Raw genomic sequence first — 19,217 nt, forward strand, 5'->3', positions numbered from 1 at the left:
GGTGTGGACCTGTGTGACGTTCTGGTTCCGGGAGGTGGAACAGGCGGAGTCATCCCCGATATGGTCCTTGTTGCAAGTAATTTGCAATTGCGATTAGTTCGCACTAGTGGAGGATCGTGATGGGCGCGTACACGCTGCCGGACATGCCGTACGACTACGGGGCGCTGGAGCCGGCGATGTCGGGCGAGATCCTGGAACTGCACCACAGCAAGCACCACGCCGCCTACGTCAAGGGCAGCAACGACGCCCTGGACCAGCTCGCCGAGGCCCGCGACGAGGGCGACTACGCCGCGCTGGTCGGGCTGGAGAAGACCCTCGCGTTCAACCTGTCCGGGCACGTACTGCACTCGATCTTCTGGAACAACCTGTCCCCGGACGGCGGGGACCGCCCCGACGGTGAGCTGGCCGCGGCGATCGACGAGCACTTCGGTTCCTTCGACGCGTTCGTCGGACAGCTGTCCACGGCCACGAAGACGGTGCAGGGCTCCGGCTGGGGCGTGCTGGCCTGGGAGCCGTTGGGCGGGCGGCTGATCGTGGAGCAGGTCTACGACCACCACGGCAACGTCGGGCAGGGCTCCACCCCGATCCTGGTCTTCGACGCCTGGGAACACGCCTACTACCTGCAGTACCGCAACGTGCGCCCGGACTACGTCGACCGGTTGTGGAATCTCGTCGACTGGGCCGACGTCACGGCCCGCTTCACGGCCGCGCGGGCGGCCGGCCCGGCGATTCCCGGCCTGCGATGACCCACCCGGACCCGGCCCGGCTGTTCGAGCACGGCCAGCAGGCCGCCGGCGTCATCGCCGCCAAGCACCGCGGCGACCTCGCCGGCGCAGAAGCGCTGCTGGCCGGCTTCCCCGACGACCACGCGCGATTGCAGGGATTCTGCCTGCTCGCCGAACTGGCCCTGTCCCTGGTTCGGGCGCAGACCGGGCAGAGCATGGACGACCTGGTGCGGGAGCTCACCCTGCACATGGCGGCGGTGGCCATGAAACCGCCGCCGGGAACCGCCGCGGCCTGACGCGCGGGCGCCGGTGCGATCCCGATCGCACCGGCGCCTTCCGTTGCCCCGTCGCTCACCCTGTCACCCATCCCGCCGGCGAACCTGGCGGGTGATGACTCGGGCCTTCCGGAGGGCTCAGCCGTTCTCGATTTCCAGGGTGCTGACCCGGTTGCGGGCCTCCAGCATGCCCTCCCGGTAGCGCTCGTCCCAGTCGGGATCGTCGTCGGCGATGGCGCGGACCGTCTGCCGGGTCAGCTCCACCGGGCCGTTCCTGCCGGGCGCGACCTTGCGCACCACGATCAGGGTCCACCCGTTCTCCATGACCGTGTCGGCCTCCCAGCGGGGAGGGCCGCCCACCTCCCGCCGGGACGCCGTCCCCGACCGGCGTACGACCGCGAAGAGCAGGTAGAGGAGCACGGCGAGCACGATGAGCGTCACCGGAAGGGTCAGCAGGCGCATCGGATCACGACCCTGTCACTTGGTGGGCGGATTCACTTGGTGGGCAGAGCGACGCCACCAGTATTGCCCGGCGCGTAGACCGTGATGCCCTGGGGCAGGGCCTTCAGCTTCTCGATCTCGGCGCACGTGGGGCACTTGTTGTAGCCGTCCTGCCGGGCCTTGTTGGCGTCCGCCTCGGCGCGGGCCTGGGCGACCTTCGCCTGCGCCTCGGTGACCTTCGCGAACGCCGCCTGCGCCTGGTTCACCGCCTCCTGGACCTCCGTGGGCAGGGTCACCCGGGAGAGGTTGAAGTGGATGCCGGTGAGGAAGTCGGCGCCGAGGGTCGCCTTGAGGTCCTCGGCCAGGCTCGTGTTGACCGCGTTCTGGATCTTGGCGATGTTGGCGTTGTTGCCCTGCTGCGGGGTGCCGCCGCCCTGCTGGCTGCTGTTGTTCTGCACGAGGGCGCAGGAGGAGACGAGTTCGGCGCAGCGGAAGTTGTTGATCTGGGTGCGCAGGTCGTTGTCGATCACCGGCCGGATGATCTGGTCGAGGAACGCCGACCAGCCCTCGTCGCCCTGCCAGGGGTAGTAGGTCCCGCCGTTGGTGCTGCGGAACTTCCGTGTGCCGAACTTGTCGTCGAACGACTTCAGCGTCTGGTGGTCGAGGTTGAGGGCGAAGTAGAGCGTGCCCTCGATGCCCATGTTGACGCCGTCACCGCTCGGGACGTTCACGACGTCGACGCCGGACCTCTCGCCGTGGCCGCTGTCGGAGGTGATCGTGTAGAACCGCTGCTGGGCGGGGTAGCGGTGCATCTGCGACCACCAGCCGATCCAGGTGACGCCGGAGCCGGGGGCGATGATCTGGCGGACCCTGTTGTCGTCCAGCGGGCCGCCGTCGCGCACGACCGCCACCTCGCCGCCGGTCGTGCGGTCGAAGCCCTGGAAGGCGCCGTACAGGGCCGGCACGCCGATCACGATGAGCGCGAGGATCAGGACGACGGTGAGCCCGCGGAACGACCGGCGGGAGGCGCCGCCGGACGCGGCGGAGGGGGTGCGGCTGGGCATATGTGCTCCTGGGGGTGGAGTGGCGAAAGGTACCTAAGTTACGTCAGTCGCCAGGAGAACGTCGTAGCCGCCATCCCGGGTTCCGTCCTCGCCGCCGGCCGCGCCCCCTCCGTACGGCGGGGTCAGAGCTCGATGGGCTGGAGCCTCCCCGAGTGCACGTCGTACAGCGCGCCGCCGACGACGAGGTCCGCCGGCAGGTACGGGCTGGACTTGATGCGGGTGATGTCGTGCCGCAGCGCCGCCGGCTGGTCGGGAACGGTCTGGAACTCCAGGCTGCGGGTGTCGATGCCGTGCTCCTCGGCGAGGAGCTTGTGGACGTCCTCGTCGGTCGACTTGGACATCCGGCAGTCGGTGTGGGGCATCACCAGGACCCGGTTCACACCGAGCAGGTAGACGGCGAGGACGAGGGTCCGCAGGACGTCGTCGGTCACCCGGGCGCCCGCGTTGCGCAGGATCTTCGCGTCGCCGGCCGTCAGGCCGAGCAGTCCGAGCGGGTCGATGCGGGAGTCCATGCACGTCACCACGGCGAGGCCGCGCGCGGCCCGGCCCGTGAGGCCGGAGTGCGAGAACGTGCTCGCGTACTTCTCGTTGGCGGCCAGGAGATCATCGAAAGCACCGGTCATGTGACAGATGTTGCCCGATCCCCTTTCGGTGGTCGTCGTGGGGGTAGCGGATTTCCCTCTCCGTGTCGCCTGGCCCTCGTCGCGACACCGGTATAAAGTCTTCACTGGTGTTGGGCTGGAAGGAGAAAGATCCCTCATGAGTGGTGTCGCGCGGATGCGCACGGTCGTGCTCGACTGTCCGGAACCAAAGGCCCTGGCCGCCTTCTACGCGGAGGTGCTGGGCTGGAAGATCGCCTACGAGGAGGGAGACGAATGGGTCACGGTCGCCGGTGACGACCAGGTTCGCGTCGCCTTCCAGCGCGTGCCGGACTACCGGCCCCCGCAGTGGCCCGGCTCCGAGCACCCCCAGCAGTTCCACCTGGATCTGACCGTGGACGACATGGCCGAGGCGGAGAAGCGGGTGCTCGCCCTGGGAGCGGTCAGGCACGAGCACCAGCCGGGCGAGGACGAGAACTGGACGGTCTTCCTCGACCCGGCCGGGCACCCGTTCTGCCTGATCCCGTCGGACTGACGCCGCGGCCGGGAGTGCCGGAGGCGGCCTCCTCCCGCGGCGCACGCGCGAGGCGCCGCGGGACGGGCCGCCGATTCCCGGCAACCACCACGGTCCTCGCCGCGATCGGCGTGACAGCCCTGGAGCCGGCGGTTGCCGCTACAACGGGAAAGATCACATACCGGGGAAAGTCCCGTCAGACGAAGATCGAATCCACTACGCTCTCCGCGTCTGAAACTGGGAGGATTCGGGATGCCCCTCATCTACGGCGGGTTCGGTCTGGTTCTGCTCGCCTTATGGATCTTCTGCCTGTTCGACGTGATCGTCACGGCGGAAGAGGACTGCCGCAACCTGCCCAAGGGGTTGTGGATCCTGATCGTCCTGCTCCTCCCCGAGGTCGGGTCGATCCTGTGGCTGGTCGCCGGCCGCCCGCAGACCGTGACGCGGCCCGGCGGGCTGCCGTACAAGGGCAACACCGGGCGTTTCCCCGAGTACGACCGGCCGGGCCGGTTCGTCCCCTCCGACCCCGACGACGAGGAGTTCCTCCGCCGCTGCCGGGAGCGGGCCGAGGAGCAGCGGCGCGCCTACCGCGAGCAGCAGCGTCAGGCGGAGAAGAACCAGGACCAGTAGCGGTCGGTTACGCGGCGATCCCGATCCCGCGCGACGTCAGCGCGGCGAAGTTGAGCACGGACCGGTGCCCCGCTCGACGAGTGCGGCCCGTGCGCCGGCGAGGCCGGTCACCGGCCCGGAGATCTTCAGCCGAAGGATTGCCTGGCCGGAGTGACGTCGTGAGTCGTGGTGAGTCCGAAAGCGTGCAGCTTGGCTCGCACGGTGTCGGCATCTGGATGGCCGAGCTCGGTGAGGATGGAAAGTGCGCGCAGCCAGGCGCGGTAGGCGGCGTCGTGCTCGCCCATCGCGCGCTGGGTTTCGCCGAGGCGAGTGAGGGTGTAGGCCTGTCCGTAAGGGTCGTCGAGCTGTTGGAAGAGCGTGAGAGCCTCCTGGTAGCCGGCGACGGCCTGGGCGTGTCGGCCGAGGTGGTGCAGGGTCTGGCCGAGGCTGTCCCAGGCGGCCGCCTCGCCGTGACGGTCGCTGATGCTCTGGTACAGGGCCAGAACCTCTGACAGGCGGGCAGGGCCCGACGGTGGTCGCCGAGCTGGCTGTGGGCCCACCAGATGCCCACCAGCGCGAAGGCCTGTCGGATCTGGTGGCCGGCGGCGCGGAACAGTTGAAGCGCCTGCTGGGCGTGGCGAAGCGTGTCGTGGTAGCCGGATTGGCGGGCGAAGGCCAGGGCGAGGCTGAGGTGAGTTCGGCCCTTGCCGGAGGACGGCTCCGATGAGGACCGTGTGCTCGGCGGAAAACCAGGCCAGCGCCTCGTCAAGGCTGGTGAGGGGGTGGATGGTTACCCCCGGCTGCGCCGGGGTCAGGGAGAGCGGATCGCGAGCCGGGTCCAGCAGCAGCGCCGCGGTATGAGCGGTATGCAGGTAGTGGTCGAAAACCCGGAGCAGCGCCGCGTGCCGATCGGCGTCGCTGTCCCAGCACCGGGTCAGCTCGGTGGCGTAGGTGCGTAGCAGGTCGTGCATTCCGTATCGGCCCGGGTTCTGCTCAGTCAGCAGGTGAGCGCGGGTCAGCTCGGCCAGCAGTCGCCGGGTCTGTTCCAGTGGCAGGCCGGCGAGGTTGGCCGCAGCAGGCACCCTGTCGTCCCGGCGTGGACGTGGGCGGCCAGGAAGAACGCGGTCATCGTGCGGCCTTCGGCCGGCGGTCGGCCGGCGCGGACGGACGGTGCTCGCGCCAGACGACGCCGCGCCGCTCATGGGCGACCAGCTGCTCCACGTCGCGGGCGACGCGCGGCCCGAACTCGCGCTCCACGAGGTGGAGGCCGAGGTGACCCCGGCGCCGCTCACCAGGTCGCCGTCGTCGACGATCCGCGCGTCGACCGCCACCCGCTCCGCGCCGGCGCATGTCACATCTGCGGCTCTTCGCCGCCCGTGTCACCGGTCGTGGCCATGCCGCCGTCGGTGGCGGCGGTCTCCTCGTCGTCGCCGCCCGCGCCGAGCGCGCCGCCGATCGCCGCGATGGCGTGCACGAGGCGCACCCCCGAGCCGTCGCGGCGGCCGATCTCCTCCGGCAGCGGCACCGGCCTGCCGTTCGACGAGACCGCCTTCACCGGCGCGGGCCCGGCGTAGGCGAGTAGCAGCACGTCCTCGCCCTTGAGGAAGCGCTGGGCGCGCACGCCGCCGGTCGCCCGGCCCTTCGGGGGGAAGTCGGCGTAGTCGGAGACCTTGCCCGCGCCCATCTGGGTGCCGGGCAGGGCCGTGGAGGAGCCGGCGATCGTCACGACGCGGGCCTCCAGGGCGGGATCGACGGCGCCGAAGAAGACCACCCGGGCATCGCCCTCCAGGCGCACGCCGGCCATGCCTCCGGCGGGACGGCCCTGGGGCCGTACGACGGAGGCGGAGAAGCGCAGCATCTGGGCGTCCGAGGTGATGAAGACCAGGTCGTGATCGGCCGAGGTGAGCTCCACCGCGCCCACCACCACGTCACCGTCCCGCAGCCCGATCACCTCGAACTCGTCGCGGTTGACCGGGTATTCGGGCACCACCCGCTTGACCACGCCCTGGCTGGTGCCGAGCGCGAGGCCCGGCCCGTCGGGGTCGAGTGAGCCGAGCCCGACGACCTTCTCGTCCGGTTCGAGCGAGACGTACTCCGACACCGGATGCCCGCCGGCCAGGGAGGGCGGGTTGGCCGAGGGCGGCAGGGCGGGCAGGTCGAGCACCGAGACGCGGATGACGCGGCCCTTCGAGGTGACCACGCCGACCTCGCCGCGCACGGTCGCGCGGACCACCGACACCAGCACGTCGTGCGCCGCCCGCTCGCCCTCACCGGAGATCGGCGAGGCGTCGGTCGTACGCGCGAGCAGGCCGGTGGACGACAGCATGACCAGGCAGGGGTCGTCGGGCACCTCCAGCGGCACGACGGCGGCCCTGGCGGCGTCCGACGACTCCAGCAGGACGGTGCGGCGCGGCGTGCCGTACGTCTTGGCGACCTCGGCCAGCTCGGCCGACACGACCCGGCGCAGCCGGTCCTCCGAGCCGAGGATCTCGTTCAGCTCGGCGATGTCGGCCTGGAGCTGCTCCTTCTCCCGGTCGAGCTCCAGCTTGTCGTAGCGGGTGAGGCGCCGCAGCGGGGTGTCGAGGATGTAGTTGGCCTGGATCTCGCTCAGCGCGAAGGTCTCCATGAGCCGGGCCCGGGCCTGCGCGGAGTCGTCCGACCCGCGGATCACCTGGATGACCTGGTCGATGTTGAGCAGCGCGACGATGAGGCCGTCGACCAGGTGGAGCCGTTCCTCGCGCCTGCGCAGCCGGTACGCCGAGCGCCTGCGCACCACGTCGAGCCGGTGGGCCACGTAGACCGAGAGCAGCTCGCGCAGGCCCAGCGTGCGCGGCTGGCCGTCGACCAGCGCGACGTTGTTGATGCCGAAGGTCTCCTCCATCGGCGTGAGCCGGTAGAGCTCCTCCAGCACGGCCTCGGGGTTGAAGCCGTTCTTGATCTCGATGACCAGGCGGAGGCCCTTGTGCCGGTCGGTCAGGTCCTTGAGGTCGGAGATGCCGGTGAGCCTCTTGGAGGTCACCAGCTCCTTGATCTTCGTCACGACCCGTTCGGGGCCGACGTTGAACGGCAGTTCGGTGACGACGATGCCCTTGCGCCTCGGGGTGACCTGCTCGACCGTCGCCTTCGCCCGCATCTTGAACGTGCCGCGCCCGGTCTCGTACGCGTCCCTGACGCCGCTCAGGCCGATGATCATGCCGCCGGTCGGCAGGTCGGGGCCGGGCACGAAGCGCATGAGCTCGTCGAGCGTCGCTTCCGGCTTCCTGATGAGGTGCCGGGCCGCCGCGACGACCTCCCCGAGGTTGTGCGGGGCCATGTTGGTGGCCATGCCGACCGCGATGCCGGAGGCGCCGTTCACGAGCAGGTTGGGGAAGGCCGACGGCACGACCGTCGGCTCGGTCTCCTGACCGTCGTAGTTGGGCTTGAAGTCGACGGTCTCCTCGTCGATCGACTGCACCATCAGCATCGCCGCCGGGGCGAGCCGCGCCTCGGTGTACCGCATCGCCGCGGGGGAGTCGTCGGGGGAGCCGAAGTTGCCGTGCCCGTCCACCAGCGGCAGGCGCATCGAGAACGGCTGCGCCAGCCGGACGAGCGCGTCGTAGATGGCGGTGTCGCCGTGCGGGTGGAGCTTGCCCATCACGTCGCCGACCACGCGGGAGGACTTGACGTGCCCGCGGTCGGGGCGCAAGCCCATCTCGCTCATGGAGTAGAGGATGCGCCGCTGGACGGGCTTGAGTCCGTCGCGCGCGTCGGGCAGCGCGCGCTGGTAGATCACCGAGTAGGCGTACTCAAGGTAGCTCGCCCGCATCTCGGCGGAGACGTCGATGTCGACGATCCGCTCCTCGAAGTCCTCGTCCGGCGGAGGTGTCGTCGTGCGTCGGGCCATGTGGATTCCTGCGTGTCGAGGAGCCGGGCCCCGGCCGTCGGGACCGGGGAGGGGCGAACGTCGGGCGTGAACATCGAACATTCTGCCGAGAGTTCGCCATGTTCGCGACTCACCACCCTACTGCCGGGCCCGTGCCCTCCGTTCCGGCTTCGCCGGTGCGCGCGGGCGTACGGCCGCCGCCGTGTGCCGGTTTCCCTGATCACAGGGGTGGCCGGGCATGGGATCGGGGACGCGGCGTCAGGTGCGGGGACCGGCGCCGGGCCAGGGGCCGGGCGTCTCGCCCTCGTCCTCGTCGCCCGGCGCGTTCAGCTTCTCGTCGTAGACGCGGAACCCCCGGGCCCGGTAGTTGGCGAGCGCCGCCGGGCCGTCGAGGGAGCAGGTGTGCACCCAGACCCGCCGGGCGGGCTCCAGGCCGGGCCACCGGCTCGCGATGTCCCAGGCGCGTGCCGCCGCCTCGCCGAGCAGCCATCCGCCGAGCCCCTGCCCGATCGCGTACGGCAGCAGCCCGAAGCTGGTGATCTCGACGGCGCCGTCGCGTGCGACGAGTTCGGCGTATCCGGCGGGAGTGCCGCGCGTCCAGGCCACCCAGGTCTCGACCCCCGGCCGGTCGAGCCAGTCCTTCCACTGCTTCCAGGTCCACGGCAGCCGGTTGGTCCACTGCCAGTCGCCGCCGACCGCCGTGTAGAGGAACCGGCCGAACTCGGGGCTGGGCACCTCCGCCCGGACGATCTCGGCGGGGAGCGCGGGCTTCCGGCCGGGGCGCAGGTCGGAGGGGCTGGTCTGTTCGAGGTACCACGTGGTGACGTCCATAACGGGGCTCATCCAACCACGGCGCCCGCCGGCCACTTCGTGCTCGGGGCCGAAACGGTCGGCCGGACCTGGTACCAATGGGCGGGTGAGCGAAGAAGAGGTGACGCTGCGGGAAGAGGCGGAGGCCCGGCTGCGGGCGCTCGCCGGAGACCACGCGCGGCTGCGCGACGACCAGTGGGCCGCAATCAAGGCCCTGGTCATGGACCGCAGGCGCGCGCTGGTGGTGCAGCGCACCGGCTGGGGCAAGTCGGCCGTCTACTTCATCGCGACCGCGCTCCTGCGCGAGCTCGGCGAGGGGCCCACGGTCATCGTCTCCCCGCTGCTGGCGCTGATGCGCAACCAGATCGACGCCGCGGAGCGGGCCGGCATCCACGCGGAGACGATCAACTCGGCCAACCCCGAGGACTGGGAGAAGGTCTACGGCCAGGTCGCCGAGGGCATGGTCGACGTGCTGCTGGTGAGCCCCGAGAGGCTGAACAACCCCGACTTCCGCGACCAGGTGCTGCCCGAGCTGGCCGCGAGCGCCGGGCTCCTGGTGATCGACGAGGCCCACTGCATCTCCGACTGGGGGCACGACTTCCGGCCCGACTACCGCAGGCTCCGCACCCTGCTGGCCGAGCTGCCGCCGGGCATCCCCGTGCTCGCCACCACCGCCACCGCGAACGCCCGGGTCACCCGCGACGTCGCCGAGCAGCTCGCCGTCACCCAGGAGTGGGACGAACTGCCCGGCGGCGAGGTGTTCGTCCTGCGCGGCCCGCTGGAGCGCGAGAGCCTCCACCTGAGCGTCGTACGGCTGGGCGGGGCCGGCCAGCGGCTCGCCTGGCTGGCCAGGACGCTCCACGACCTGCCGGGCTCCGGCATCGTCTACACGCTGACCGTCGCCGCGGCCCAGGAGATCGCCGCGTACCTGCGCGAGCAGGGCCACCCGGTCACCGCGTACACCGGGCAGACCGAGGCGGCGGACCGGCTGGCGGCGGAGGCCGACCTGCTCGGCAACCGGGTCAAGGCGCTGGTGGCGACCTCGGCGCTGGGGATGGGCTTCGACAAGCCCGATCTCGGCTTCGTCGTCCACGTGGGCGCTCCGGCCTCGCCCGTGGCGTACTACCAGCAGGTGGGCCGGGCCGGCCGCGGCGTCGAGCGGGCCGAGGTCATCCTGCTGCCCGGCCCGGAGGACAAGGAGATCTGGGCCTACTTCGCCTCGCTCGCCTTCCCCCCGGAGGGGGTGGTGAGGGCGACGCTGGAGGCGCTTTCGCAGGAGGGCGTGCTGTCCACTCCCGCGCTGGAGACGAGGGTCGACCTCAGCCGGAGCCGCCTGGAGATGATGCTCAAGGTGCTCGACGTGGACGGCGCCGTCCGCCGGGTCAAGGGCGGCTGGGAGGCCACCGGCGAGCCGTGGAGCTACGACACCGAGCGCTACGCCAGGGTGGCCGCCGAGCGCCGGGCCGAGCAGGAGGCGATGCTCGGCTACATCACGACGACCGAGTGCCGGGAGCGCTACCTGCGCCGCCATCTCGACGACGAGACGGCCGAGCCCTGCGGCCGGTGCGACAACTGCACCGGCGCCCACCGGTCCGCCGAGGTGCCGGAGGAGGCCGTACAGGCCGCCCGGCAGCGGCTGGCACGGCCCGGCGTGGAGATCGAGCCGCGCCGCCAGTGGCCCACCGGCCTGCCCGACCTGAAGGGGCGGATCAAGCCGGAGCTGTGCGCGGAGCCGGGCCGCGCGCTCGGCCGCCTCACCGACATCGGCTGGGGCACCCGGCTGCGGGAACTGTTCGCCGCGGGTGACGGGCCGGTCCCCGACGACGTGTTCGCCGCGGTCGTCGAGGTGCTGAAGTCGTGGGAGTGGGCGCGACGCCCGGTCGGCGTCGTCGCGGTGCCCTCGGGGTCGCGGCCGGTGCTGGTCGGGTCGCTCGCCGAACGGCTGGCCCAGGTGGGCCGCCTGGAGCATCTCGGCGCGCTCGGCTACCGCGACGGATCACCGGCGGCCAGGCACAACAGCGCCCAGCGGGTGGCGGCCATCCGGGGGACGCTCGCGATGCCGCGTGAGCTCGCCGCGCGGATCGCCGCCCTCGACGGACCGGTGCTGGTGGTGGACGACCGCGTCGACACCGGCTGGACGATGGCGCTCGCCGCCGCCCAGATCCGCCACGCGGGCGCCCCCGCCGCGCTTCCCCTCGCCCTCGCCGTCACGAACTAGTTCCGGGGCGCGTGGGAGGGCGCGCCGGGTCCGCTTCGGCTAGAGGCGGGGGCGGGCGCCGAGGTTGGAGATGCACCGGGCGGCGAGGGCGTTGCCCGCGGCCAGGGCCTCCGCGGCCGGCTTGCCGTCCAGCCAGACCGGCAGGAAACCGGCGGCGAAGGCGTCGCCGGCGCCGGTTCCGTCCACCACCCGGTCGACGACCTCGGCCGACGCTCTGACCGGCTCGGGGCGGGTGTTGGAGTACCAGAGCGAGCCCTCGACGTTGATTTTGATCACGACCTGGGGGAACCAGGCGGTCAGCACCTTCGCCGCCGAGGCGGGGTCGTCCCTGCCGGTGAGCACCTTGGCCTGGTCGCCGTTGGCGAACAGCAGCTTCGCGCCGTCGGTCCACTCCAGGAACGGCTCCGCGCCGGTCCGCTCCAGCGGGGCGGAGGAGGCGCAGTCGACGGAGATCGACATGCCCGCCCGGCGGGCCATGTCGAGAGCGGCGAGACCGGCGTCCCGCGACCCCTCGTTGATCAGCGTGTAGCCGGACACGTGCAGGTGGCCGCCGGAGGTGAACAGGTCGCGCGGCAGGTCCTCGGGGGACAGCGCGGCGTTGGCGCCCGGGTCGGAGAGCATGGTCCGCTCGCCCTTGTGCGTGACGAGGACGACGCAGGTGCCGGTCGGCCGTTCGGGGTCCATCACGAGCCGGGCGTCCACGCCGTAGCCCATGAGCTCCATGTCCCGGTTGCGGCCGGTGATGTCGGCGCCGCGGCGGCCGATGAAGGCCACCTCGGAGCCCTCCACGGCCAGCCAGGAGGCGATGTTGGCGCCGGATCCGCCGCCGTGCATGGTCACGACGGCTGGGGTGTCGCTCGCCCTCGCGAGAGGGAACTTCGCGCGTGCGACCGCGTCCGTCATGAGATCGCCCACCACGACGACCCGCGTCATGCTGTCACCACCTTGCCGACTGGCTAATGGAGGCGAGCCAGGCCCGAGGAGGGGCGGCGTCCGCTCCGTGCTGTAGAGGCTGACGCCCAGAAACCTAACAGCTTCCAGGGGCGCCGTGGGTGGAGAGCGGACAGACGGGAACAGTCGATGCACAAGCGTTGTCCAACTCGTCCCCCCACGGTTGGTAGATCCCTTATAAGTGCTCTCGCGCGGGTATCCCGATAAGTAAGTAGAAATCCCCCAATTGCCGCCAAGCCGGGCACGGATAATCTCGGGTGCGTGCACCCTCAGTACCCCGCCCACTGGGAGGCGGACGTCGTGCTGTCCGACGGCGGCACCGCCCATGTCCGCCCGATCAGGCCGGACGACGCCGGCATGCTGCGCTCCTTCTACTCACGCCTGTCGGCGGAGTCCATCTACTTCCGCTACTTCGGCCCGCGCCCCCGGTTGACCGACAAGGACGTCGCATTCTTCACGAATGTCGACTACGACAACCGGGTCGCCCTGATAGCCACGATCGGCACGGAGATGGTGGCGGTCGTGCGGTACGACCGCGTGCAGCCGCGCGACCACGCCGAGGTGGCCTTCCTGGTCGAGGACGCCCACCAGGGCAGGGGAGTGGCCTCGGTGCTGATGGAGCACCTGCGGGCCGCCGCCCGTGAACGCGGGATTAAGACGTTCATCGCCGACGTGCTGCCCGGCAACCACCGGATGACGGGCCTGTTCCGCCAGGCGGGATACACGGCGCAGAGCCAGTTCGAGGACGGCGTCGTCCGCATGACGCTCGACCTGTCGAGCACCGAGACGGCCCTGGAGGTGCGGCTCGCCCGCGAGCACCGCGCCGAGGCGCGCTCGATCGCCCGCCTGCTCACGCCGGAGTCGGTCGCGGTGATCGGCGCGAGCCGCGAACCGGGCGGCATCGGCCAGGCGGTGCTGCGCAACTTGCTCGCCGCCGACTTCACCGGTCCCGTCTACCCCGTCCACCGGCAGGTGCGGGCCGTGGCCGGCGTGCCGGCGCACCGCAGCGTGTCGGCGATCGACGGTGAGGTGGACCTCGCCGTGCTGGCGGTGCCCGCCGAGGGCGTGCTCGAACTGGTCGAGGAGTGCGCGCAGAAGGGCGTGAAGGGCCTGGTCGTCGTCTCCTCCGGGTTCGGCGAGACGGGTCCCGAGGGCCTCGCCCGCCAGGAGGAACTCGTCCGCATCGCCCGTGCGTACGGCATGCGGGTGGTGGGCCCCAACTGCCTGGGCATCGCCAACACCGACCCCGCCGTACGGCTCAACGCGACGCTCGCGGCGACCCTGCCGGGCCGGGGGAGGGTCGGCTTCTTCAGCCAGTCGGGCGCGCTCGGCACCGCGCTGCTGCAGCGGGTGGCGCAGCGCGGCATGGGCATCTCGACGTTCGTCTCGGCCGGCAACCGGGCCGACGTGTCCGGCAACGACCTCCTGCAGTACTGGGAGGAGGACCCGGCGACCGACGTGATCCTCCTCTACCTGGAGTCCATCGGGAACCCGCGCAAGTTCACCCGGCTGGCCCGGCGGATCTCCCGGTCCAAGCCGATCGTGGTGGTCAGGTCGCGGGGGGTGCCCGGAGGCCACGCCGCGCCGGTGCTCGCCATGCCCGACACCGCGCTGAGCTCGCTGTTCGCCCAGGCAGGGGTCATCCGGGTGGACGACCTCGTCCAGCTCTTCGACGTCGCCCAGCTGCTGGCGCACCAGCCCCTGCCCGCCGGTCCGCGGGTGGGCGTCGTCGGCAACTCCGACGCCCTCACGCTGCTGGCCGAGGAGGCATGCGTGGGGGCGGGCCTGGAGCCCCGCCCGCCGGTGAACCTCGGCGCCCGGGCCGGCGCGGCCGAGTTCGCCGAGGCGCTGAGGAGCGTGCTGCCCGAGGTGGACGCCGCCGTCGCGATCTACATGCCGCCGATCCCGGGCGACTGCCGCGAGGTCGCCGGGGCGCTGCTCGACGTCGCGCGGGAGTCCGGCAAACCCGTGCTCGCCACCTTCCAGGGCCGGCTGGGCATGCCGGACGAACTGCGCGTCCCGGGCGCTCCCGGCGACGACTCCCCGGGGCGGGGGTCGATCCCGTCGTACCAGGCCCCGGAGGAGGCGGTGCGCGCGCTGGCCCACGTGGTGCGGTACGCCCGCTGGCGCCGGGAGCCGGTCGGCCTGGTGCCGCAGGTGGACGGGATCGACCCGGCCGCGGCGCGCCGGATCGTCGCCGACGCGCTTGCCGGGGACGCCGGACCCACGGCCGGGGGCGGGGAGGCCGAGCGGGAGATCGACGCGACCGCGCTGCTGGCCTGTTACGGCGTCGAGGTGTGGCCGTCGTACGTCGCGGGCGACGCGGAGGAGGCCGTCGCCCTCGCCGAGCGCCTCGGCCCGCCCGTGGTGGTCAGGTCGGCCGACCCGGAGCACGTCCGCCGCGCGGGCACCGTCCGCGTCGGCCTCACCGACGCCGCCGGGGTCCGGCAGGCGTACGCCGGTCTGGCCGCGCTGCTCGGCTCCGGCACCCCGCTCGCGGTGCAGCGCATGGCGCCGCAGCCCTCGGTGCCGACCGTCGCCGGGGTGACGCAGGACCGCTACTTCGGCGCGGTCGTCACGTTCGGCCTCGGCGAGGTCACCGCCCGGCTGCTCGGCGACCAGGCGCACCGCCTCGCACCCCTCTCGGTCGAGGACGCGGCGGCGCTGGTGCGGTCGGTGCGCGCCGCGCCGCTGCTGTTCGGCGAGTACGGCTACCAGCCGGTGGCGGTCGAGGCGCTGGAGGACCTGCTGGTGCGGGTGGGGCTGCTGGCCGACGCGCTGCCGGAGGTCGTGCGGATGGACCTCGACCCGGTGCTGGCGGGCGCGTCCGGCGCGGTGGTGCTGGGCGCCCGCGCCGTCCTGCGGCCCGTCACCACGCTGCGCCCCGACGCCGGGCCCCGCCGTCTGCGCTGATCCCGGCACGGGCGGAAAACCCGTCCCGCCGGGGTGTGAAACAGGTGTCCCTTACAGGGCAGGATGGACCCATGAGGGAAACCCGAGTCTCCGCCGCGGGCTTGCGCGAGGCCATAGATCGCAGCGGCTACTACCCGGATCTGGTGGCCGACGCCGTCGACTCCGCACTCGGCAGCGAGCAGGTGACGGCGTACGTCGTGCATCACGAGGCGACGTTCGACCCGGCGATGGAGGTGCGCAGGCACGTCACCGTGCTGGTCCTGTCACCCACCCGGCTGCTGGTCTGCCACACCGACGAGCATCCACCCGCGGAGGGCATGCCCGCCTCGCACGCCTCCACCACCACGGAGGCGGTGCGGCTCAGCCGCATCCAGTCGGTCGCCGTGACCAGAGTCGTGCCCGACCCCGCGTCGTACGCGCAGGGCACGTCCCCCACGGAGGTCACGCTGACGATCGGATGGGGCGCGATCTCCCACGTCGACCTCGAACCGGCGACCTGCGGCGACGAGAACTGCGAGGCCGACCACGGCTACACCGGCGCGATCACCGCCGACGACCTGTCGCTGCGGGTCAGCGAGGCCGCCGACGGGCCGGAGGCCGTCACCCACGTGCTGGCCTTCGCCAAGGCGTTGTCCGAGGCCACCGTCTGAAAGGACCATACGAGAGGTCATCGTCCGAGAGGTCACCGTCCAGGAGAGCACCGTCCGAGAGAGCGTCGTCTGAGGAGCGTCCCGTCACGCCGGGGAGCCTGCGGGCACTCCCTGACGCCGTCCCCCTCCTCGTCCCGCCGGGAGGCAACGTGATCGACCCCCAGCTTCCAGCGGCGTCGCGCGGGGCGCCCGCGGAGGCCCCGGCGGCCGCGGTGGCACCCGCGGCCTCCCCGTCTCTCGCGCCTTCGGCGGATCCCGAGGCGCCCGAGGCTCTCGGGGCCGTCGCCGAGGGGCGGCCGGCCGTGCCGTACGTGCCCGCGTACGGCACGGCCTCGCTCGCCGACCTGCCGGGGTCGATGCTCGCCTCCCTCGGCCTGTCCACGGACAACACGCTGGCGCTGGAGCCGGCCGCGCGGGTGTGCCTGTTCCTCGTGGACGGGCTCGGGGCCGAGATGCTGGCCGCCCATCCCGGAACGGCGCCGTTCCTGTCGGCCCACCTGCGCGGCACGCTCACGGCGGGCTTCCCGTCCTCCACCCCGACGAGCCTCGCCACGCTCGGCACCGGCGCGCCTCCGGGGGAGCACGGCATGGTGGGGATCCAGATGGCGGTGCCGGGGGAGGGCAGGCTGTTCAACTGCCTGCGCTGGACCGCGCCCGGCCTGCCCGTCGACCCCGACGTCTGGCAGCCCGCCGAGACCGTCTACCAGCGCATGGCCGCGGCGGGGGTGGATCCCGTCTACGTCGCGCCCGCCTCCTTCGACGGCACCGGGCTCACCCGCGCCGTCTATCGGGGCATGCGCTACTGGGCGGCGGAGACCGCCGGCGAGCGCGTCGAGGCGGTGCGGCACGCGCTGCGGGAGACCTCCTACGTCACCGTGTACTACGGCGACGTCGACCGGGCCGGCCACGTCGGCGGCTGGGGCAGCGGCGCGTGGCTCGAACAGCTCGCCGTCGTCGACCGCATGGCCGAGCGCATCGCGGAGTCCCTGCCGCCGGGCGCCGTCCTGTACGTCACGGCCGACCACGGCATGATCAACGCCACTGACAAGGTCGACGTGGACCACCGCCCCGACCTGCGGGAAGGCGTGCTCATGCTCGGCGGCGAGGCACGTGCCCGCCACGTCTACACCAGGCCGGGCGCGGCGGAGGGGGTCCTGGAGACCTGGCGTGAGGCGCTGCGCGGCCGCGCCTGGGTGGTGACCCGCGAGGAGGCCGCCGACACCGGCTGGTTCGGCCGCCGCGTCCGGCGCGAGTGGCTCGGTCGCATCGGCGACGTGCTGGCCGTGCCGTACGGCGAGTGCGTGATCGTGGCCTCGGCCGCCGAACCGGTGGAGTCGTCCCTGACCGGCTACCACGGCTCACTGACCCCGGCCGAGCAGAACGTGCCGCTCCTGGAGATCCGCCGCTGACCATCCGCTGAGCCGTCGTCAGACGGATGTCACCTCCCTATGCGCAGAGTTAGACAGCTTGGACTGTGCAGTTTCAGGTGTACAGTTTGGACTGTCTTCTGGAGGTGTGCGATGAGTGATGCCGTCTCGGCGGCGGCCGCGCAGGCGGCCGGCGACACCTGGGTGGCGGTCAGCCGGCTCCTCCGCAGGCTGCGAGAGCTGAGCGGTGCGGGAGACCTCAGCGCCGGCCAGGTCTCCGTGCTGGTACGGCTGGGCAAACACGGCCCGGCGTCGGCCAGCGAACTGGCGGCGGCCGAGCGGGTCAAGCCGCAGTCCATGGCGGCGATCGTCCAGGCACTGGAACGGGACGGGCTGGTGGAACGCCACCGCGATCCCGAGGACGGCCGGCGTCAGGTCGTGACACTGACCGAGCAGGGGCGCGAGCGCCGGCTGGACGAACGCAGGGCCCGTGAGGCGTGGCTGGCACGGACGCTGCAGGACCACTGCACCGAGGACCAACTGCGGACGATCATCGACGCGATGGCGCTGCTCGACGCGGTGGCCCAGTCGTGATCGGTAGCAGCGATGATCGGGCGTCAGCGGTACTCAGCCTCGGCCGCGACTGGGCTCCGGTTCTGAATGGGCTCAGCCGCAATCGGGCTCCGGTGGTGAACGGGCTCAGCAGTGGCCGGATCCTGGCGGTGATCGGGTCTCGGCCGTGACCCGGCTTCGGGCCGCCTCCCGGGCCGGGCGACGCGCTGACGTGGGTTTCGACCGCGGGCTGATCGCCCCGATGATCCTGGGCTCGATCCTGAACCCGATCAACTCCTCCATGCTGGCGGTGGCGCTGACGCCCATCGGCCGGTGGTTCCACGTGTCGCCCGCGCAGACCGCGTGGCTCGTGACGGGGCTGTACCTCGCCACGGCGGTCGGGCAGCCGGTGATCGGACGGCTGGTGGACACCTTCGGCCCGCGCCCGCTGTATCTCACCGGAACGGCCCTGGTCGGCGTCGCCGGCCTGCTGGGCGTGCTGGCGCCCAGCCTGGGCGTCCTGGTGGCCTCCCGCGTCCTGCTCGGGATCGGCACCTCGGCCGCCTACCCCGCCTCGATGTTCCTGCTGCGGGCCGAGGCCGACCGCACCGGCATGCGGAGCCCCAGCGGCATCCTGGCGGCGTTGTCGGTCTCCAACCAGGTCATCGCGGTCATCGGCCCGGCGCTCGGCGGGCTGCTCATCGGCGCGGGCGGCTGGCATCTCATCTTCGCCGTCAACGTGCCGCTGGCGGCCGCCTGCCTCCTCCTCGGCGCGCTGCGACTGCCCCGGCGTGCCGCTGTCCCGGGATCGGAAGCGCAGGGGCCGGCCGGCCCAGGGTCGAAGGCGCGAGTGGACGCGGCCGGCATGGTGCTCTTCGCCGGCATGCTCACGGCGTTCATGTTCTTCCTGATGGACCTCCCGGCGCGTCCCGCGTCCGGGCGCCGGCTCCTGCTGGTGATCGCGGTGCTTGCCGGGGCCTGCTTCGCCGTACGGGAGCTGCGGGCGGCGCAGCCGTTCCTCGACCTGCGGATCCTGGGCGGCAACGTGCCGTTGCTGGCCACGTACGGCAGGCAGCTGCTGGCCTACACGACCTCCTACGCGTACCTGTACGGCTTTCCACAGTGGCTCACCGCCTCGGCCGCCGGGTTGCTGCTCCTGCCCATGTCGGCGAGCGCCATCGTCGTGACCATGATCACCGGCCGCCGCGTCGAGGTGCGCGGCAAGCTCCTCGTCGGCGCGGCGACGCAGATCGCCGGCTGCGCCGCGCTGCTGTGGGCCGGCCCGGGCAGCGCGCTGTGGCTGCTCGCCCTGGTCGGCGTGGTCATCGGCGTGCCGCAGGGCCTGATTGGGCTGGCCAACCAGAACGCGTTGTACGCGCAGGCCGACCCGGCCCGCATGGGGTCCTCCGCAGGGCTGCTGCGCACCTTCGCGTACCTCGGCGCGCTGACGGCCTCGGCCGCCGACGCGGCGTTCTACCGGCACGGCGCGACCACCGGCGGGCTGCACGGCCTGAGCCTGCTCCTCCTGGGCATCGCGGTCCTGCTCCTGGTGGGCGTCCTCGCCGACCGGTCGCTGCGCCGTGCCGGTCGGGCGTCGACCTCCTGATCACCCTCTGACCACCTACCCACCGCCACCGTCCGCTCCGCTCCGCACCTCGGAAAGGGAC

At 72.2% G+C, this 19,217-nt stretch carries 17 protein-coding genes; 10 read left to right on the forward strand and 7 right to left on the reverse strand.

The features are described from left to right. Positions 1-119 precede the first annotated feature (119 nt). Complete coding sequence (locus Mam01_RS10175) at positions 120-746, forward strand: superoxide dismutase (RefSeq protein ID WP_373868688.1); 627 nt, start codon at positions 120-122, stop codon at positions 744-746. Beyond that, positions 743-1,021 carry a hypothetical protein gene (locus Mam01_RS10180; RefSeq protein ID WP_204285125.1) on the forward strand — a complete coding sequence of 93 codons (279 nt, stop codon included), beginning with the start codon at positions 743-745 and terminating at the stop codon, positions 1,019-1,021. The genes Mam01_RS10175 and Mam01_RS10180 overlap by 4 nt, the downstream gene beginning before the upstream one ends. Before the next feature lie 117 nt (positions 1,022-1,138). Here Mam01_RS10180 and Mam01_RS10185 read toward each other — a convergent pair whose 3' ends face one another. The 3 genes from Mam01_RS10185 to Mam01_RS10195 all read right to left on the reverse strand — a co-directional run bounded on the left by Mam01_RS10185 (position 1,139) and on the right by Mam01_RS10195 (position 3,128). Next, positions 1,139-1,462 (reverse strand): hypothetical protein, encoded by a 324-nt coding sequence (locus Mam01_RS10185; RefSeq protein WP_204285126.1) that lies wholly within the window; start codon positions 1,460-1,462, stop codon positions 1,139-1,141. 32 nt (positions 1,463-1,494) lie between these two features. Next, the gene (locus Mam01_RS10190; protein ID WP_204285127.1) at positions 1,495-2,505 is read right to left on the reverse strand and encodes an SPFH domain-containing protein; all 1,011 of its coding nucleotides are present in this window, start codon (positions 2,503-2,505) and stop codon (positions 1,495-1,497) included. 122 nt (positions 2,506-2,627) lie between these two features. After that, positions 2,628-3,128 carry a beta-class carbonic anhydrase gene (locus Mam01_RS10195; protein ID WP_204285128.1) on the reverse strand — a complete coding sequence of 167 codons (501 nt, stop codon included), beginning with the start codon at positions 3,126-3,128 and terminating at the stop codon, positions 2,628-2,630. A gap of 136 nt (positions 3,129-3,264) precedes the next feature. Between Mam01_RS10195 and Mam01_RS10200 the strand changes: the two genes are divergently transcribed. Beyond that, on the forward strand, positions 3,265-3,639 hold the full coding sequence (locus Mam01_RS10200; protein ID WP_204285129.1) for a VOC family protein: 375 nt from the start codon (positions 3,265-3,267) through the stop codon (positions 3,637-3,639). 231 nt (positions 3,640-3,870) lie between these two features. Continuing rightward, positions 3,871-4,248 carry a PLDc N-terminal domain-containing protein gene (locus Mam01_RS10205; protein WP_204285130.1) on the forward strand — a complete coding sequence of 126 codons (378 nt, stop codon included), beginning with the start codon at positions 3,871-3,873 and terminating at the stop codon, positions 4,246-4,248. Positions 4,249-4,373: 125 nt separating this feature from the next. Here Mam01_RS10205 and Mam01_RS10210 read toward each other — a convergent pair whose 3' ends face one another. The 3 genes from Mam01_RS10210 to Mam01_RS10225 all read right to left on the reverse strand — a co-directional run bounded on the left by Mam01_RS10210 (position 4,374) and on the right by Mam01_RS10225 (position 8,920). Further along, positions 4,374-5,558: a tetratricopeptide repeat protein gene (locus Mam01_RS10210; RefSeq protein ID WP_239101190.1), complete on the reverse strand. Its 1,185-nt coding sequence runs from the start codon at positions 5,556-5,558 to the stop codon at positions 4,374-4,376. Positions 5,559-5,578: 20 nt separating this feature from the next. Beyond that, complete coding sequence (locus Mam01_RS10220; RefSeq protein ID WP_204285132.1) at positions 5,579-8,110, reverse strand: DNA gyrase/topoisomerase IV subunit A; 2,532 nt, start codon at positions 8,108-8,110, stop codon at positions 5,579-5,581. Between the two features lie 237 nt (positions 8,111-8,347). After that, complete coding sequence (locus Mam01_RS10225) at positions 8,348-8,920, reverse strand: GNAT family N-acetyltransferase (protein ID WP_150932291.1); 573 nt, start codon at positions 8,918-8,920, stop codon at positions 8,348-8,350. An 85-nt stretch (positions 8,921-9,005) separates the two neighbouring features. Between Mam01_RS10225 and Mam01_RS10230 the strand changes: the two genes are divergently transcribed. Further along, positions 9,006-11,117 (forward strand): RecQ family ATP-dependent DNA helicase, encoded by a 2,112-nt coding sequence (locus tag Mam01_RS10230; protein WP_204285133.1) that lies wholly within the window; start codon positions 9,006-9,008, stop codon positions 11,115-11,117. Between the two features lie 39 nt (positions 11,118-11,156). On the opposite strand, the gene Mam01_RS10235 is transcribed toward Mam01_RS10230, so the two are convergent. After that, on the reverse strand, positions 11,157-12,050 hold the full coding sequence (locus Mam01_RS10235; protein WP_204285134.1) for a carbohydrate kinase family protein: 894 nt from the start codon (positions 12,048-12,050) through the stop codon (positions 11,157-11,159). 279 nt (positions 12,051-12,329) lie between these two features. Here Mam01_RS10235 and Mam01_RS10240 point away from each other — a divergent pair, with 279 nt between their 5' ends. The 5 genes from Mam01_RS10240 (at position 12,330) to Mam01_RS10260 (ending at position 19,156) form a co-directional block, all read left to right on the forward strand. Beyond that, positions 12,330-14,981: a bifunctional acetate--CoA ligase family protein/GNAT family N-acetyltransferase gene (locus Mam01_RS10240; protein ID WP_204285135.1), complete on the forward strand. Its 2,652-nt coding sequence runs from the start codon at positions 12,330-12,332 to the stop codon at positions 14,979-14,981. 71 nt (positions 14,982-15,052) lie between these two features. Then, on the forward strand, positions 15,053-15,631 hold the full coding sequence (locus tag Mam01_RS10245) for a DUF5998 family protein (protein WP_150932283.1): 579 nt from the start codon (positions 15,053-15,055) through the stop codon (positions 15,629-15,631). Positions 15,632-15,780: 149 nt separating this feature from the next. After that, positions 15,781-17,040 carry an alkaline phosphatase family protein gene (locus tag Mam01_RS10250; protein WP_307819945.1) on the forward strand — a complete coding sequence of 420 codons (1,260 nt, stop codon included), beginning with the start codon at positions 15,781-15,783 and terminating at the stop codon, positions 17,038-17,040. A 111-nt stretch (positions 17,041-17,151) separates the two neighbouring features. Continuing rightward, the gene (locus Mam01_RS10255) at positions 17,152-17,592 is read left to right on the forward strand and encodes a MarR family winged helix-turn-helix transcriptional regulator (RefSeq protein ID WP_204285136.1); all 441 of its coding nucleotides are present in this window, start codon (positions 17,152-17,154) and stop codon (positions 17,590-17,592) included. Between the two features lie 190 nt (positions 17,593-17,782). After that, a complete protein-coding gene (locus tag Mam01_RS10260; RefSeq protein ID WP_204285137.1) occupies positions 17,783-19,156 on the forward strand; it encodes an MFS transporter in 1,374 nt (457 codons plus the stop codon). The last annotated feature ends 61 nt before the right edge of the window (positions 19,157-19,217 follow it).

This window comes from Microbispora amethystogenes (genome assembly GCF_016863015.1).
Lineage (GTDB): Bacteria > Actinomycetota > Actinomycetes > Streptosporangiales > Streptosporangiaceae > Microbispora > Microbispora amethystogenes.